11 protein-coding genes are annotated in these 15,521 nt (G+C 58.5%); 8 read left to right on the top strand and 3 right to left on the bottom strand.

The genetic code is table 11. The features are described 5' to 3' along the window. Positions 1-90 precede the first annotated feature (90 nt). The 3 genes from IB252_RS14435 (at position 91) to IB252_RS14425 (ending at position 4,214) form a co-directional block, all read left to right on the top strand. A complete protein-coding gene (locus IB252_RS14435) occupies positions 91-1,362 on the top strand; it encodes a YeaH/YhbH family protein (RefSeq protein ID WP_008147198.1) in 1,272 nt (423 codons plus the stop codon). Next, on the top strand, positions 1,359-2,921 hold the full coding sequence (locus IB252_RS14430) for a SpoVR family protein (RefSeq protein ID WP_074871405.1): 1,563 nt from the start codon (positions 1,359-1,361) through the stop codon (positions 2,919-2,921). The genes IB252_RS14435 and IB252_RS14430 overlap by 4 nt, the downstream gene beginning before the upstream one ends. Before the next feature lie 63 nt (positions 2,922-2,984). Further along, a complete protein-coding gene (locus tag IB252_RS14425) occupies positions 2,985-4,214 on the top strand; it encodes a multifunctional CCA addition/repair protein (RefSeq protein WP_192409271.1) in 1,230 nt (409 codons plus the stop codon). A gap of 82 nt (positions 4,215-4,296) precedes the next feature. Here the strand turns inward: IB252_RS14425 and folK are convergent, their stop codons facing one another. Together folK and folB are read right to left on the bottom strand one after the other, a co-directional pair. Beyond that, complete coding sequence (gene folK / locus IB252_RS14420; RefSeq protein WP_008147195.1) at positions 4,297-4,815, bottom strand: 2-amino-4-hydroxy-6-hydroxymethyldihydropteridine diphosphokinase; 519 nt, start codon at positions 4,813-4,815, stop codon at positions 4,297-4,299. After that, positions 4,806-5,162, bottom strand: coding sequence for a dihydroneopterin aldolase (folB, locus tag IB252_RS14415; RefSeq protein ID WP_008147194.1), 357 nt, complete (start codon positions 5,160-5,162; stop codon positions 4,806-4,808). Before folB ends, folK begins: the two co-directional genes overlap by 10 nt. Positions 5,163-5,236: 74 nt before the next feature. Here folB and plsY point away from each other — a divergent pair, with 74 nt between their 5' ends. Further along, positions 5,237-5,806, top strand: a complete 570-nt coding sequence (gene plsY / locus IB252_RS14410; protein WP_008147193.1) for a glycerol-3-phosphate 1-O-acyltransferase PlsY — start codon at positions 5,237-5,239, stop codon at positions 5,804-5,806. 23 nt (positions 5,807-5,829) lie between these two features. On the opposite strand, the gene tsaD is transcribed toward plsY, so the two are convergent. Continuing rightward, positions 5,830-6,855, bottom strand: a complete 1,026-nt coding sequence (gene tsaD, locus IB252_RS14405; RefSeq protein WP_111452551.1) for a tRNA (adenosine(37)-N6)-threonylcarbamoyltransferase complex transferase subunit TsaD — start codon at positions 6,853-6,855, stop codon at positions 5,830-5,832. Between the two features lie 199 nt (positions 6,856-7,054). Between tsaD and rpsU the strand changes: the two genes are divergently transcribed. The 4 genes from rpsU to IB252_RS14385 all read left to right on the top strand — a co-directional run bounded on the left by rpsU (position 7,055) and on the right by IB252_RS14385 (position 15,507). Continuing rightward, positions 7,055-7,270 carry a 30S ribosomal protein S21 gene (gene rpsU / locus IB252_RS14400; protein ID WP_002551877.1) on the top strand — a complete coding sequence of 72 codons (216 nt, stop codon included), beginning with the start codon at positions 7,055-7,057 and terminating at the stop codon, positions 7,268-7,270. A 482-nt stretch (positions 7,271-7,752) separates the two neighbouring features. Beyond that, complete coding sequence (gene dnaG / locus IB252_RS14395) at positions 7,753-9,720, top strand: DNA primase (protein ID WP_134104564.1); 1,968 nt, start codon at positions 7,753-7,755, stop codon at positions 9,718-9,720. Between the two features lie 67 nt (positions 9,721-9,787). After that, positions 9,788-11,638, top strand: a complete 1,851-nt coding sequence (gene rpoD / locus IB252_RS14390) for an RNA polymerase sigma factor RpoD (RefSeq protein ID WP_010467151.1) — start codon at positions 9,788-9,790, stop codon at positions 11,636-11,638. 122 nt (positions 11,639-11,760) lie between these two features. Beyond that, positions 11,761-15,507, top strand: coding sequence for an EAL domain-containing protein (locus IB252_RS14385; RefSeq protein ID WP_192409270.1), 3,747 nt, complete (start codon positions 11,761-11,763; stop codon positions 15,505-15,507). Positions 15,508-15,521: the final 14 nt, after the last annotated feature.

The following is a 15,521-nucleotide window of genomic DNA, read 5'->3' as shown; positions in this document are numbered from 1 at the left end:
AAAAGCGCTTGGGGGAGCGTGAACATCCCTTGGCACCGTCGATGCTGCATAACCGCTCGCCCCTTTCAGGACAGCTTCTAAGGAGCAGTCATGAGCTATGTGATCGACCGACGTCTCAATGGCAAGAACAAGAGCACGGTGAACCGTCAGCGGTTTCTGCGGCGTTACCGTGATCACATCAAAAAGGCTGTCGAAGAGGCGGTCAGCCGGCGCTCCATTACCGATATGGAACACGGCGAACAGATCAGCATCCCCGGCCGCGACATTGATGAGCCGGTGCTTCACCACGGTCGCGGTGGCAAGCAGACCGTCGTACACCCGGGCAACAAGGAATTCACCAGTGGAGAACACATCGCCCGCCCGCCCGGAGGTGGCGGTGGCAGAGGCCCCGGCAAGGCCGGCAACTCGGGTGAAGGGATGGACGAGTTTGTCTTCCAGATCACCCAGGAGGAATTCCTCGAATTCATGTTCGAGGACCTTGAACTACCGAACCTGGTCAAGCGCAACCTGACCGGCACCGACACCTTCAAGACCGTTCGTGCCGGGATCAGTAACGAGGGCAATCCGTCGCGGATCAACATCATCCGCACCTTGCGCTCGGCCCATGCACGGCGAATCGCCCTGTCCGGCAGCAGCCGGGCAAAACTGCGCGAAGCCAAAGAAGAACTGCTGCGACTCAAGCGTGATGAGCCAGACAATTTCGGCGATATTCAGAAAGTTGAAGCAGAAATCGAAAAACTCAGTGCGCGCATTCATCGCGTACCGTTCCTCGATACCTTCGACCTCAAGTACAACCTGCTCATCAAGCAACCCAACCCCAGTTCCAAGGCGGTAATGTTCTGCCTGATGGACGTGTCCGGCTCCATGACCCAAGCGACCAAGGACATCGCCAAGCGTTTCTTTATCCTGCTGTACCTGTTCCTCAAGCGTAACTACGACAAGATCGACGTCGTGTTCATCCGCCACCACACCAGTGCCCGGGAAGTGGACGAAGAGGAGTTTTTCTATTCTCGCGAAACCGGCGGCACCATCGTTTCCAGCGCCTTGAAGCTGATGCAGGAGATCATGGCCGAACGCTATCCGAGCAATGAGTGGAATATCTATGCCGCCCAGGCCTCCGACGGCGATAACTGGAACGACGACTCGCCAATCTGCCGCGACATTCTGATCAACCAGATCATGCCGTTCGTGCAGTACTACACTTACGTTGAGATCACCCCGCGCGAACATCAGGCCCTTTGGTTCGAGTACGAACGCATCGCCGAAGCCTTCTCTGACACTTTTGCCCAGCAACAACTGGTCTCGGCCGGGGATATCTATCCGGTCTTCCGTGAACTCTTCCAGCGCAGGTTAGTGACATGACCGCCAAAGAGCAGAAGCGCCAACCCATTTCCACCGGCTCCGAATGGACGTTCGAGCTGATTCAGGCCTACGACAAAGAAATCAGTCGTCTGGCAGCTCGCTACGCGCTCGATACTTACCCTAACCAGATTGAAGTGATCACCGCCGAGCAAATGATGGACGCCTACGCCTCCGTCGGCATGCCGCTGGGTTATCACCATTGGTCCTACGGCAAACACTTCCTCAGCACCGAGAAATCCTACAGTCGCGGCCAGATGGGGCTGGCGTACGAAATCGTGATCAACTCGGACCCGTGCATCGCCTATTTGATGGAAGAAAACACCATCTGCATGCAGGCTTTGGTCGTCGCCCATGCCTGCTACGGGCATAACAGCTTTTTCAAAGGCAACTACCTGTTCCGCACCTGGACTGATGCCAGTTCGATCATCGATTACCTGGTCTTCGCCAAGCAATACATCATGCAGTGCGAAGAGCGCCACGGTATCGACGCAGTCGAGGACCTGCTGGATTCCTGCCACGCCCTGATGAACTACGGGGTCGATCGCTACAAACGCCCCTATCCGATTTCCGCCGAAGAAGAACGTCGTCGGCAAAAGGACCGTGAAGAGCATTTGCAGAAACAGATCAACGATCTGTGGCGGACCATTCCAAAAGGTGCAGACAAGTACAGCGACAAGGACAACGCGCGCTTCCCCGCCGAACCTCAGGAAAATATCCTCTACTTCATCGAAAAACACGCACCATTGCTGGAGCCATGGCAGCGGGAAATCGTGCGGATCGTGCGTAAGATCGCTCAGTATTTCTACCCGCAACGTCAGACTCAGGTGATGAACGAGGGCTGGGCCACGTTCTGGCATTACACCCTGATGAATGACTTGTATGACGAAGGCCTGGTGACCGACGGCTTCATGATGGAGTTTTTGACGTCCCACACCAGCGTGGTCTACCAACCCGGCTTCGACAGCCCCTACTACAACGGCATCAACCCCTACACCCTGGGTTTTGCCATGTACCGGGATATTCGCCGCATGTGTGAACACCCTACCGAAGAGGACTACCGCTGGTTCCCTGAGATTGCCGGCACCGACTGGCTGTCGAGCATCAAGTTCGCCATGAGCAGCTTCAAAGATGAAAGCTTCATTCTGCAGTACCTGTCACCCCAGGTGATTCGTGACCTGAAGTTGTTCAGCATTCTTGATGACGACCAGAAGGAGGATCTGCTGGTCCCGGCCATTCATGACGAAGGTGGCTACCGCATCATCCGTGAAACCCTGGCGGCACAGTACAACCTCGGCAATCGGGAACCCAACGTGCAGATTTACAGCATCGACCGGCGTGGTGACCGCTCGCTGACCTTGCGTCACCAGCAACACGACCGCAAACCGCTGGGCGAGTCCACCGAGGAAGTGCTCAAACACCTGCACCGTCTCTGGGGCTTCGATATTCATCTGGAAACCCTGCAAGGCGACCAGGTGATGAAAACCCACCACGTTCCGCCCAGAGGCGAGCACGCTGAAGGTGATTACGGGCGACTTGACCTGGCCGTTATCCATCTTTGATCCCGTTTCGGCCTCCGGAAGTTCGACGCAAAGGTTATTCTGTCGAGCTAACGGAGGTTTTTTATGCAGATTTATAAAGTCGGCGGTGCGGTACGCGATCGCCTGCTGGGCAAGCCTGTCACCGACATCGACTGGGTTGTGGTTGGCGCCACCACTGAAGAAATGCTCGCCAAGGGCTTTCGCCCGGTGGGTGCGGATTTCCCGGTGTTTCTTCATCCAAAAAGCGGTGAGGAATACGCCCTCGCCCGGACCGAGCGTAAAAGCGGACGCGGTTACGGCGGCTTTACCTTTCACGCCAGCCCCGAAGTCACCCTCGAAGAAGACCTGATCCGTCGTGACCTGACCATCAATGCCATGGCCGAAGACGATCAACAGAACCTGACCGATCCTTACCACGGTCAGCGCGATCTTGAGGCGCGCTTGCTTCGTCACGTTTCCCCCGCGTTTGCCGAAGATCCGCTCAGGGTTCTGCGCGTTGCCCGCTTCGCAGCTCGTTACGCGGGGCTCGGTTTCACCGTGGCGCCGGAGACACTGGAACTGATGCGCCAACTCAGCGAGTCAGGCGAACTGGAAGCCTTGACCGCCGAACGCAGCTGGAAGGAAATCTCCCGCGCCCTGATGGAAGATCAGCCACGGGTGTTCATCGAAGTGCTGCGCGAGTGTGGCGCTCTCAAGGTATTGATGCCGGAAGTCGATGCCCTGTTCGGCGTACCGCAACCGGAAGCCCACCACCCGGAAATCGACACAGGCGTGCACACTTTGAGCGTGCTGGAGCAAGCGGCGCGGCACAAACAACCACTCACCGTGCGTTGGGCCTGCCTGCTGCACGACCTCGGCAAGGGACTGACACCCGAGGAAGAGTGGCCGCGACACATTGCTCATGAGCACAAGGGCTTGAAGCTGATCAAAGCGGTCAACGAACGCTTCAAGGCGCCGAAGGACTGTCAGGAACTGGCTCTGCTGGTGGGCGAATATCACACCCACGGCCATCGCGCCCTGGAGCTGAAGCCGTCGACTTTGCTGGAGTTGCTGCAGAGCTTTGACGTTTACCGTCGGCCGCAGCGGTTCGAGGAATTTATCGCGGCGTGCGAGATGGACGCCCGAGGACGTAAAGGGCTGGAGCAGCGAAGTTATCCACAGGCTGATTATTTGCGCGGCGCGGCAAATGCTGCTCGGACCGTGGCGGTTCAGCCGTTGCTGGAGAAGGGATTCAAAGGACCGGAATTGGGTGAGGCGATCAAGCGAGAGCGGCTCAAGGCGTTGAAGGCTTACAAAGACGCGGCGTCCGCCTGAAAAGCTTCACGAGCAAGCCCGCTCCCACAGGCTCTATGTAATCCCTGTGGGAGCGGGCTTGCTCGCGAAGGCTTCTTTCGCCTCACAACAAATTCGATGGGGTCAGCTGCTCGCCGCGCCACTCAAACGCTACCGGCGCCAACACCTGATCAATCTGCGCCTCACGCCACAACGTCGCAAAGCTCTTGCCTACCCCCGGATGCACGCGATCTGGCGCAATCAGCGACAACGGCCACAGCACAAAGGCATTTTTCAGAATTTCTGCCCGCGGCAGGATCAAGCCATCAAAGTTGCCCACCAGATCGCCGAACAGCAGCACGTCGATATCCAGCGGCAAACCCTTGCGATCCGGCGCATAACGGCCGTTGTCCGCCTCGATGAATTTCAGCCGGCGATCCAGCTCCATCAGCGGCAAATCGGTAAAAGCCGACACCACAAAATTGAAGAATGGCCCGCTCTTGATCCCCACCGGCTGGCTTTCAAACACCGCCGAGCAGCGTATATCCACCAGGAAACCGGCCAAGGCTTCCAGGCCAGCCTGCAAATGGGATTCGCGCTCGATATTGCTACCGAGCCCGAGAAACACCTGAGTCAGCGACATCCGCGCTCGATCTCCACGCCCACACCACCCGTGGCAGCCGGGATGGCGCCTGGCTTGGTCAGCTTGAGGCGCATCCAGGTGATGTTGAATTCGCTCATCAGGACTTCTGTCAGACGCTCGGCGAACGTCTCGACCAGCTGGAACTGCGCCTGCTCGGCAAAGGCCTGGATACGCGACGACACACTGGCGTAATCGAGCGCCAGCGTCAGGTCATCGCCGGCGGCGGCCGGGCGATTATCCCAGGCGAAACTCAGGTCAAGACGCAAGCACTGTCGGATGCCTCGCTCCCAGTCGTAGGCACCAATCACGGTGTCGACTTCCAGGCCCTCGATAAACACTCTGTCCAAGCACTTTTCTCCGCTGCACGACAAGGGCGCAATGCGCCGTTAGAATCAGGGCGTCCTCGCCCGGAATAGTTAGCATGTTTTGGTTACTGGCGACCCTCGCCTACCTGCTCGGCTCTCTGTCCTTCGCCATTTTGCTCAGCCGCCTGACCGGTAACCCCGATCCGCGAATGAGTGGCTCGGGCAATGCCGGCGCCACCAACATGTTGCGCCTGGCCGGAAAAAAACTCGCCGTCCTGACCTTGATCGGTGACCTCTTCAAAGGTCTGCTACCCGTACTGATCGCCGGCGTTGCGGGCCTTTCGCTTCAAGAACAGGCCTGGATCGGCGTCTGTGCCGTCATCGGTCACCTGTTCCCGTTGTACTTTCGCTTCCGCGGCGGCAAGGGTGTCGCCACCTCTGCCGGCATGCTGCTGGGCCTCTACCCGCCCGCCGCACTGCTGGCGGTCTGCGCCTGGCTGCTGACGTTCTACCTGACTCGCACCAGCTCACTGGCGGCCTTGATCGCTACACCGCTGACCCTGCCGCTACTGGCCTGGCAAGAACCGGCGGCACTGCTGCCCATGAGCGCACTCACGGGACTGATCGTCTGGCGTCATCGGGGCAATCTACGCGACCTGTTTGCCGGGCGCGAACGGCATTTTTAAATACCGGGCATGAGCGCTGCTCATCACAGCGCCGACAATTGCTCCATCGGCCAACGCGCCTGCACGCTGATCGCCAGGCTTTCGTGCTGCCCGGCCTGCAAGCGCTGGCAGCCGGCAAAGGCAATCATCGCGCCGTTATCGGTGCAGAACTCCGGACGCGCATAAAAAACATCGCCCTTCATGTCGCCAAGCATCTTCTCCAGCGAGGCACGCAGCGCCTTGTTGGCGCTAACGCCGCCAGCGATCACCAGACGCTTCATACCGGCCTGCTTCAGGGCACGCTTGCACTTGATAGTCAAAGTCTCCACCACGGCCTGCTGGAACGCCAGCGAGATGTCGCAACGGGCTTGCTCGCTGTCGTCCCCGGCGCTGACGCTCTGCTGCCAGGTGTTCAGGGCGAAGGTTTTCAAGCCACTGAAACTGAAAGCCAGGCCCGGGCGGTCGCACATCGGACGCGGGAAAGTGAAACGTCCTGCAACCCCTTGCTCCGCCAGCCGAGCGATTTCCGGGCCACCCGGATAATTGAGGCCCATCATCTTCGCGGTCTTGTCGAAAGCTTCACCGGCGGCATCGTCGAGGGTCTCGCCCAACAGCGTGTATTGACCGATCCCGTCGACCTGAACCAGCTGCGTATGACCGCCAGACACCAACAAAGCGACGAACGGGAATTGCGGCGGTTGTGACTCCAGCATCGGCGCCAGCAGGTGACCCTCCATGTGGTGCACACCCAGCGCCGGAATACCCCAGGCGAAGGCCAGTGCCTGAGCGCAGGAAGCGCCCACCAACAAGGCACCGACCAGGCCAGGACCCGCGGTATAAGCGATGGCGTCGATCTCGGTCGGCACACAGTCAGCTTCGGCCAACACCTGACGAATCAAGGGCAGCATGCGTTTAACGTGGTCACGCGAGGCCAGCTCCGGCACGACCCCGCCATAGGCGCGGTGCAGGTCGATCTGGCTGAACAGCGCGTCGGCCAGCAGGCCGCGTTCACTGTCATATAATGCGACACCAGTTTCGTCGCAGGAGGTTTCTAATCCCAGTACTAGCATGGGTTTGCGCCTTGTTTAGGCTGAATTCGAAGGCGCGCATAATAGTCGCCATGTGATGCCCCGACTAGCGGTTTTCGATCAGAGGCTTTGCATTCCGAGCGATGAGGGGTTAACATCCGCAACCCTTAAAAACCGACGTCTTCAAGTGCTCTTTTGCCACGAGGATGTTGACCCCGGTAATGAATGAAGGTAGCTCTGGATGCCAGCCGTCAAAGTAAAAGAGAACGAACCCTTCGACGTAGCTCTGCGTCGTTTCAAGCGCTCCTGCGAAAAAGCCGGTGTACTGGCTGAAGTTCGTAGCCGCGAATTCTACGAGAAGCCTACTTCTGAGCGTAAGCGTAAAGCAGCAGCCGCTGTTAAGCGTCACGCCAAGAAAGTTCAGCGCGAACAGCGCCGCGCCGTTCGTCTGTACTAATACACAGACGTTCGTAGCAAGCTTCTGCCAAGCCCGGCCCTCAGCCGGGCTAATGGCATTTGCGGATAACGCTTGATGCTTCACCGTCAAAGCCGCACACGCGACCGAGACAAATCTGCTTCACAGCGTCAGACCTGGCTCTTTTGCCAGCGGTGCACGTCTTTTCTGACGAGCCTTCCAAGGCTACTGACGAGCACACCCACTGATTCCTCTCACGACGATCAGCCCAAGGCACCTTCTTGCGTGCCAGCTTATGAGCTATCCGAGGCCATCGACAGGCCGCAGCGGATTTCAGCGCAACACTTTCAAATAGTCGAATACTGATTGGTATTAACGTCAGTGGATTTTCGGCAGATACACTTCCCGACAGCGATTACGCAGACGACACTGGTCGAGCCGCACATTTTGCGCGCCTCAAACAACGACCCGCGCTCAACCGCTCTTCGTTTCGGATCCATTGCAGCGCAGATGACGAGAACGCCATGGCCGGGCTAATTCCCCAGAGCTTCATTGACGACCTTCTGAACCGCACCGACATCGTCGATGTGGTCAGCTCGCGCCTGCAAATGAAAAAGGCTGGCAAGAACTACACCGCCTGCTGCCCGTTTCACAAAGAGAAAACCCCCTCCTTCAGCGTCAGTCCCGACAAGCAGTTTTATTATTGCTTTGGCTGCGGCGCTGGCGGCAACGCCCTCGGCTTCATGATGGACCACGACAATCTGGATTTCGTCCAGGCTGTCGAAGAACTGGCCAAAGCCGCCGGCATGGAAATCCCCCGCGAAGAAAGCGGACGGCCGCACAAACCGCGGCAGCCGACCGATTCGCCGCTCTACCCGCTACTCACCGCCGCCGCCGACTTTTACCGTCAGGCACTGAAAAGCCATCCATCGCGAAAAGCAGCTGTGGATTACTTGAAAGGCCGCGGACTGACCGGCGAAATCGCCCGAGACTTCGGCCTCGGCTTTGCCCCGCCTGGCTGGGACAATCTGTTCAAGCACTTGAGCAGCGACACCCTGCAACAGAAAGCCATGATCGATGCTGGCCTGCTGATCGAGAACGCCGAAACCGGCAAACGCTATGACCGCTTCCGCGATCGCGTGATGTTCCCGATCCGCGACAGCCGCGGGCGAATCATCGCCTTCGGCGGCCGGGTATTGGGCGACGACAAGCCGAAATACCTGAACTCACCGGAAACCCCGGTATTCCATAAGGGCCAGGAACTCTACGGCCTTTATGAAGCACGCAAGAACAACCGCAACCTCGACGAAATCATCGTCGTCGAAGGCTACATGGATGTTATCGCCCTCGCCCAGCAAGGCCTGCGCAATGCTGTCGCGACCCTGGGCACCGCCACCAGCGAAGAGCACTTGAAACGCCTGTTTCGCGTCGTGCCCAACGTGCTGTTCTGTTTCGACGGCGACCAGGCAGGTCGAAATGCCGCCTGGCGGGCATTGGAGGCAGCGCTGCCGAGCCTGCAGGACGGGCGGCGCGCACGCTTTCTGTTTCTGCCCGAAGGCGAAGACCCGGACACGCTGGTCCGCTCCGAAGGCACTGATGCCTTCCGCGCACGGATCAATCAGCATGCCCAACCATTAGCGGATTATTTTTTTCAACAGCTGACCGAGGAATCGGACCCACGCTCGCTCGAAGGCAAGGCCCACATGGCCACCCTCGCCGCGCCGTTGATCGACAAAGTCCCGGGGGCGAACCTGCGCATCCTGATGCGTCAGCGCCTGACCGAAATTACCGGGCTTAGCGGTGAAGCCGTGAGCCAACTGGTACAAAGCGCCCCCCAGGAAGCACCACCGGCGTACGACCCGGGCATCGATTACGACGCCATGCCGGACTACAGCGACTACCATCAGCCGCAGACACAAGAGATGTATGTGCCGCAGCAGGAATGGACGCCGAAGAAACCCGGCGCCGGCGGCAAAAAATGGGACAAAAAACCGTGGGACAAAAACGGCAAACGCGGCGGTGATCACGATCAACCCCGCGCGCCACGGGTGCCGGCCGCTGTAGAGCCGCCGACCCTGGCCGCCTTGCGCACGCTATTGCATCACCCGCAACTGGCCGAGAAAGTCGAGGATGCCGGGCACTTTGCTGCCGAGGATCACACCAACACGCAATTACTGGTGGCCCTACTCGAAGCCGTGCAGAAGAATCCCAAGCTAAACTCATTTCAGTTGATTGCACGCTGGCACGGAACGGAGCAAGGACGTTTGCTCAAGGCACTGGCGGAAAAGGAATGGCTGATTGACGGAGATAACCTTGAACAACAGTTTTTCGACACCATTACTAGCTTGTCAGCCCGCCAACGCGAGCGAAACCTGGAACAACTTCTCAGGAAAGCACGTCAAAGTGAACTGAGTGCCGAAGAGAAAAATCAACTGCGCGACCTATTAAGTCGCAATGTTTCCGCAACAAGCCCGACCTCAACTGGCGCGTGAGGTCATAGCTCAGGTATAATCCTCGGCTTGTTTTTTGCCCGCCAAGACCTTCAGTGGATAGGGTGTTATGTCCGGAAAAGCGCAACAGCAGTCTCGTATCAAAGAGTTGATCACACTTGGTCGTGAGCAGGGTTACCTGACTTACGCGGAGGTCAACGACCACCTGCCGGAGGATATTTCAGATCCGGAACAGGTGGAAGACATCATCCGCATGATCAATGACATGGGGATCAACGTATTCGAGGTTGCGCCAGATAAGGATTCCCTTATGCTGGCCGACGCCGATACCGACGAAGCCGCGGCCGAAGAGGCAGCAGCTGCGTTGGCAGCGGTCGAGACCGACATTGGTCGCACCACCGACCCAGTGCGCATGTACATGCGTGAAATGGGTACGGTAGAGCTCCTCACACGTGAAGGCGAAATCGAAATCGCCAAACGTATTGAAGAGGGCATCCGCGAAGTGATGGGCGCAATTGCGCACTTCCCTGGCACGGTTGACCATATTCTCTCCGAATACACTCGCGTCACCACCGAAGGTGGCCGCCTGTCCGACGTCCTGAGCGGTTATATCGACCCGGACGACGGCATTGCGCCGCCTGCTGCAGAAGTGCCGCCGCCTGTCGACCCGAAAGCCGTGAAAGCGGACGACGACACCGACGACGACGAAGCCGAAGCCAGCACCGACGACGAAGAAGAAGCCGAAAGCGGTCCGGATCCGGTCATCGCAGCTCAGCGCTTTGGCGCTGTCTCCGATCAGATGGAAATCACCCGCAAGGCGCTGAAAAAGCACGGTCGTGGCAACAAGCTGGCAATTGCCGAGCTGGTGCTTCTGGCTGAGCTGTTCATGCCGATCAAACTGGTTCCGAAGCAATTCGAAGGCCTGGTCGAGCGTGTTCGCAGTGCCCTGGATCGTCTGCGTCAGCAAGAGCGCGCGATCATGCAACTTTGCGTTCGTGATGCCCGCATGCCGCGTGCCGACTTCCTGCGCCAGTTCCCGGGCAACGAAGTCGACGAAAGCTGGACCGACGCACTGGCCAAAGGCAAAAGCAAATACGCTGAAGCCATTGGTCGTCTGCAACCGGACATCATTCGTTGCCAGCAGAAGCTGACCGCGCTGCAAACCGAAACCGGTTTGACGATCGCCGAGATCAAGGACATCAACCGTCGCATGTCGATCGGTGAGGCCAAGGCCCGCCGCGCGAAGAAAGAGATGGTTGAAGCGAACTTGCGTCTGGTGATCTCCATCGCCAAGAAGTACACCAACCGTGGCCTGCAATTCCTCGATCTGATCCAGGAAGGCAACATCGGCTTGATGAAAGCGGTAGATAAATTCGAATACCGCCGCGGCTACAAATTCTCGACTTATGCCACCTGGTGGATCCGTCAGGCGATCACTCGCTCGATCGCCGACCAGGCCCGCACCATCCGTATTCCGGTGCACATGATCGAGACGATCAACAAGCTCAACCGCATTTCCCGCCAGATGTTGCAGGAAATGGGTCGCGAACCGACCCCGGAAGAGCTGGGCGAACGCATGGAAATGCCTGAGGACAAGATCCGCAAGGTATTGAAGATCGCTAAAGAGCCGATCTCCATGGAAACCCCGATCGGTGATGACGAAGACTCCCATTTGGGTGACTTCATCGAAGACTCGACCATGCAGTCGCCAATCGATGTCGCCACTGTTGAGAGCCTTAAAGAAGCGACTCGCGAAGTTCTGTCCGGCCTCACTGCCCGTGAAGCCAAGGTTCTACGCATGCGCTTCGGTATCGACATGAATACCGACCACACCCTCGAGGAGGTTGGTAAGCAGTTCGACGTGACCCGTGAACGGATTCGTCAGATCGAAGCCAAGGCGCTGCGCAAGCTGCGCCACCCGACGAGAAGCGAGCATTTGCGCTCCTTCCTCGACGAGTAATAACAAAACCCCCGGCGCAGGCCGGGGGTTTTGCTTTTATACAGATTAAATCCCCCGCACCTCCCCCCCTCCGAATTGCCCGTCTACACTCGAAACATTCCCCGAGCCATAACGAGACCGTTATGCCCAGACTGCCGACCGTGCTTTTTTTGCTGTCGCTGTTGACCTGGACCGCAACGGCTGGCGCGCTGACTCTGACCGACGAAGAACGTAGCTGGCTGGCGGCTCACCCGAACTTGCGTCTGGGTGTCGATGCGTCATGGCCCCCCTTCGAGTTTCGCGACGATCAGGGCCGCTATCAGGGCCTTGCAGCAGACTATATCGACCGGATCCGTCAAACCCTGGCCATCAAGCTCACGCCCATCGAACCCGTCAGCTGGACCGCCGTCCTGGAGCAGGCCAAACAAGCCAAGCTGGACCTGTTGCCCGGCATCATGTCGACCCCGGAGCGCCAGACTTACCTCTCATTCACCCGACCCTACCTGGACTTTCCGATTGTCATCCTTGCCCATATCGGAGGCCCCCAGCCACGCAAACTCAAAGATTTGTACGGCCTGAAAGTCGCCGTGGTGGAAAACTACGCACCCCACGAGCTGTTGCGCACCCACAATCCCGACCTCAATCTGGTAGCGATGCCCAACGTCAGCTCAGCGCTGCAAGCGTTGGCTACCGATGAAGTGGATGCGGTGGTCGGCGATCTCGCCTCCAGCGTCTGGAGCCTGCGTCAGCTCAAGCTCGACGGGCTCTACGTCAGCGGTGAAACCCCCTATCGCTATCAATTGGCGATGGGCGTGCCCAGGAACAACAAGGTACTGGTCGGCATTCTGGATAAAGTCCTGGCGGACATGTCCCCGAACGAAATCAATGAAATTCAGGAGCACTGGGTCGGCAACGTCCTCGATCATCGAACATTCTGGAACGATCTGCTGGTTTACGGTCTACCGGGAATGCTGCTGCTGATCATCGTGCTGGCGATGGTTATCCGGATCAACCGCCGGCTGAGTTCAGAAATTGCCCGCCGGGTCGACCTGGAACAAGAACTGCGCAGCAGTGAATACCATTACCGCGGGCTGGTGGAGAGCCTTTCGGCCATCGCCTGGGAAGCGCGGATCAGCGATTTCACCTACAGCTATGTGTCCCCCCATGCCGAGGATCTGCTCGGTTACCCCTTGTCTCATTGGCTGATTCCGGGCTTCTGGCGCAACATTATTCACCCGGCCGACCTGACTCGCGCCCAGACCTTCTGTGATCACGAAGTACTGGCCGGGCGCGATCACAGCCACGATTACCGGGTCATCACCGCCGATGGCCGCTGCATTTGGGTGCGAGATATCGTCAGCCTGATCGAGCACGGCCATGAACCGGTGATGCGCGGGCTGATGATCGACATCAGCGACGCCAAGCGCACCGAAGAGGCGTTGCGTCTGTCAGAACAGAAGTTCGCCTCAGTGTTCCAGCAATGCCCGGACATACTAGTCATCGCACGACTCTCCGACGGCTGCCTGCTGGAGGTCAACGAAGCGTTCGAGGAACAGATCGGTCTCAAGGCCGAAGACGTCATCGGCCAGACAGCCACCGACCTGAACATCTGGGGCATACCCGGCGTCGGGCCGGGCTTGTTGCAACGGTTGCAGGCCGGCAGCATCCGCAACCTGGAGATGCCCTTTCGCCGCAACAATGGCCAAGTGTTTACCGGACTGATTTCCGCCGAGCCTTTCGACCTCGATACGACCGCGGCCTTGGTGGTCGTCGTACGGGACATCAGCCAGCTCAAGGAAACCCAGCAACAACTGCAAACCTCCGAAGAGAAATTCGCCAAGGCCTTCCATGCCTCACCCGACGGCTTGCTGTTGTCACGGCAGAGCGACGGTTTACTGATTGAGGTCAACGAGGGTTTCAGTCGCATTACCGGTTTCAACAGCGCGATGTCCGTGGATCGCTCCGTCCTCGAGCTGGGCATCTGGGTCAATCTTAACGAGCGCAAACAGATGCTCGATTTGCTGCACCGGGACGGTTTCGTCCGCGACTTCAGTTGCCATATACGCCGCAGCGACGGACAGATCCGCCTCTGCGAGGTGTCCAGCCGTCCGCTACCGATCGGCGATGAAGATTGCATGCTGACCATCGCCCGGGACATCACCGAGCGACACCTGATGCAGGAGAAGCTGCAACAGGCCGCCACGGTATTCGAGAGCACCGCCGAAGGTGTATTGATCACCGACACTCAACAACACATCAGCGCGGTCAACCGTGCGTTTACCGAAATCACCGGCTACAGCGAGAGCGAAGCATTGGGCCATACCCCTCGTCTGCTCGCCTCGGGCCTGCACGACAGCGCGTTCTATGCCGCCATGTGGCATCAACTGACCGCCGAAGGTCATTGGCAGGGCGAAATTTCCAACCGGCGCAAGAATGGCGAGCTCTATCCGAGCTGGCTGACCATCAGTGCGGTGCGCAACCGAGACAAATTCGTCACCCATTTTGTCGCGGTGTTCGCGGACATTTCCAGCCTCAAACACGCCCAGGCCAAGCTCGATTACCAGGCACACCACGACCCGCTGACCGGGCTGCCAAATCGCACGTTGTTCGAGAGCCGATTGCTGACTGCGCTCAACAACCAACAGGAAAACGGCGGCCAGGGCGCGGTGTTGTTCCTGGACCTGGACCGTTTCAAACACATCAACGACAGCCTGGGTCACCCGGTCGGTGACCTGCTGCTCAAGGGCATTGCCGTGCGCCTCAAGGAGCAGTTGCGCGACATCGACACCGTGGCGCGCCTGGGCGGCGACGAATTCATCATCCTGCTGCCCGGACTGCAACAATCCAGTGACGCCGACAACATCGCGACCAAATTGCTCAATTGCTTCGGCGCGCCGTTCCAGGCTGGCGAACATGAGTTTTTTATCAGCGCCAGTATCGGCACCAGCCTGTATCCCAAGGATGGCTGCGACGTCGCCACGCTGGTCAAGAACGCCGACGCGGCGATGTACCGTTCAAAGGCCAAGGGTCGCAACCGGGTCGAAAGCTACACCCGTGACCTCACCGCTCAAGCCAGCGAGCGAGTGGCACTGGAACATGAACTGCGACGCGCTATCGAGCGCAACGAACTGCACCTCCATTATCAACCGAAGATCAGCCTGGTCGACCATCGCCTGGTCGGCGCAGAAGCGCTCATTCGCTGGCGCCACCCGACCTTCGGCGATGTGCCACCGGAGCACTTCATTCCGCTGGCCGAAGAAAACGGCATGATCCTGCAAATCGGCGATTGGGTTCTCGAAACCGCCTGCCGGCAGATGTTCGAGTGGAATCAGGTTTACGAACCCGTCGGCCCGCTGTCGGTCAACCTCGCGGGCGCTCAATTGCGCCAGCCGAACCTGCTCGGCCGGATCGAACAATTGCTCAAGGACAACCACCTCAAACCCGATTTCCTGCAACTGGAAATTACTGAAAACTTCATCATGAGCCAGGCTGAAGAGGCGTTGGCAGTGCTGCATCAACTCAAACACCTGGGTGTGCAACTGGCGATCGACGACTTCGGCACCGGTTACTCGTCCCTGAGTTACCTCAAACGTCTGCCACTGGACATTCTCAAGATCGACCAGTCTTTCGTCCGCGGCCTGCCGGATGATCCCCACGACGCAGCCATCGTTCGCGCCATTATCGCCTTGGGCCGCAGCATGCAATTCACCATCATCGCCGAGGGCGTCGAAACCCTCGCGCAGCAGCAATTCCTCGCTACCGAAGGCTGTGAACAGATCCAGGGCTACATCGTCAGCCTGCCCTTGCCACCGGAAGAATTTGCCGCGACGTTTCTTCGTATAGCCATTTCAGACTTTTCGGATAGCACAGCCGAGAAACCGTCGCTATAATCCGCGGCCTACTG

It is taken from the genome of Pseudomonas sp. PDM10, from assembly GCF_014852295.1.
Taxonomy (GTDB): Bacteria; Pseudomonadota; Gammaproteobacteria; order Pseudomonadales; family Pseudomonadaceae; genus Aquipseudomonas.
Note: the sequence above shows the minus strand (reverse complement) of the source record. Positions and strands in the feature narration are given on the sequence as shown.

What these genes read in the sequence shown, in the direction of transcription:
- folK (WP_008147195.1), bottom strand. Translation starts at nt 4,815, where the DNA reads ATGTCGCTGACTCAGGTGTTTCTCGGGCTCGGTAGCAATATCGAGCGC.
- rpsU (WP_002551877.1), top strand. Translation starts at nt 7,055, where the DNA reads ATGCCAGCCGTCAAAGTAAAAGAGAACGAACCCTTCGACGTAGCTCTG.
- IB252_RS14385 (WP_192409270.1), top strand. Translation starts at nt 11,761, where the DNA reads ATGCCCAGACTGCCGACCGTGCTTTTTTTGCTGTCGCTGTTGACCTGG.
- IB252_RS14430 (WP_074871405.1), top strand. Translation starts at nt 1,359, where the DNA reads ATGACCGCCAAAGAGCAGAAGCGCCAACCCATTTCCACCGGCTCCGAA.
- rpoD (WP_010467151.1), top strand. Translation starts at nt 9,788, where the DNA reads ATGTCCGGAAAAGCGCAACAGCAGTCTCGTATCAAAGAGTTGATCACA.
- IB252_RS14425 (WP_192409271.1), top strand. Translation starts at nt 2,985, where the DNA reads ATGCAGATTTATAAAGTCGGCGGTGCGGTACGCGATCGCCTGCTGGGC.
- IB252_RS14435 (WP_008147198.1), top strand. Translation starts at nt 91, where the DNA reads ATGAGCTATGTGATCGACCGACGTCTCAATGGCAAGAACAAGAGCACG.
- plsY (WP_008147193.1), top strand. Translation starts at nt 5,237, where the DNA reads ATGTTTTGGTTACTGGCGACCCTCGCCTACCTGCTCGGCTCTCTGTCC.
- tsaD (WP_111452551.1), bottom strand. Translation starts at nt 6,855, where the DNA reads ATGCTAGTACTGGGATTAGAAACCTCCTGCGACGAAACTGGTGTCGCA.
- dnaG (WP_134104564.1), top strand. Translation starts at nt 7,753, where the DNA reads ATGGCCGGGCTAATTCCCCAGAGCTTCATTGACGACCTTCTGAACCGC.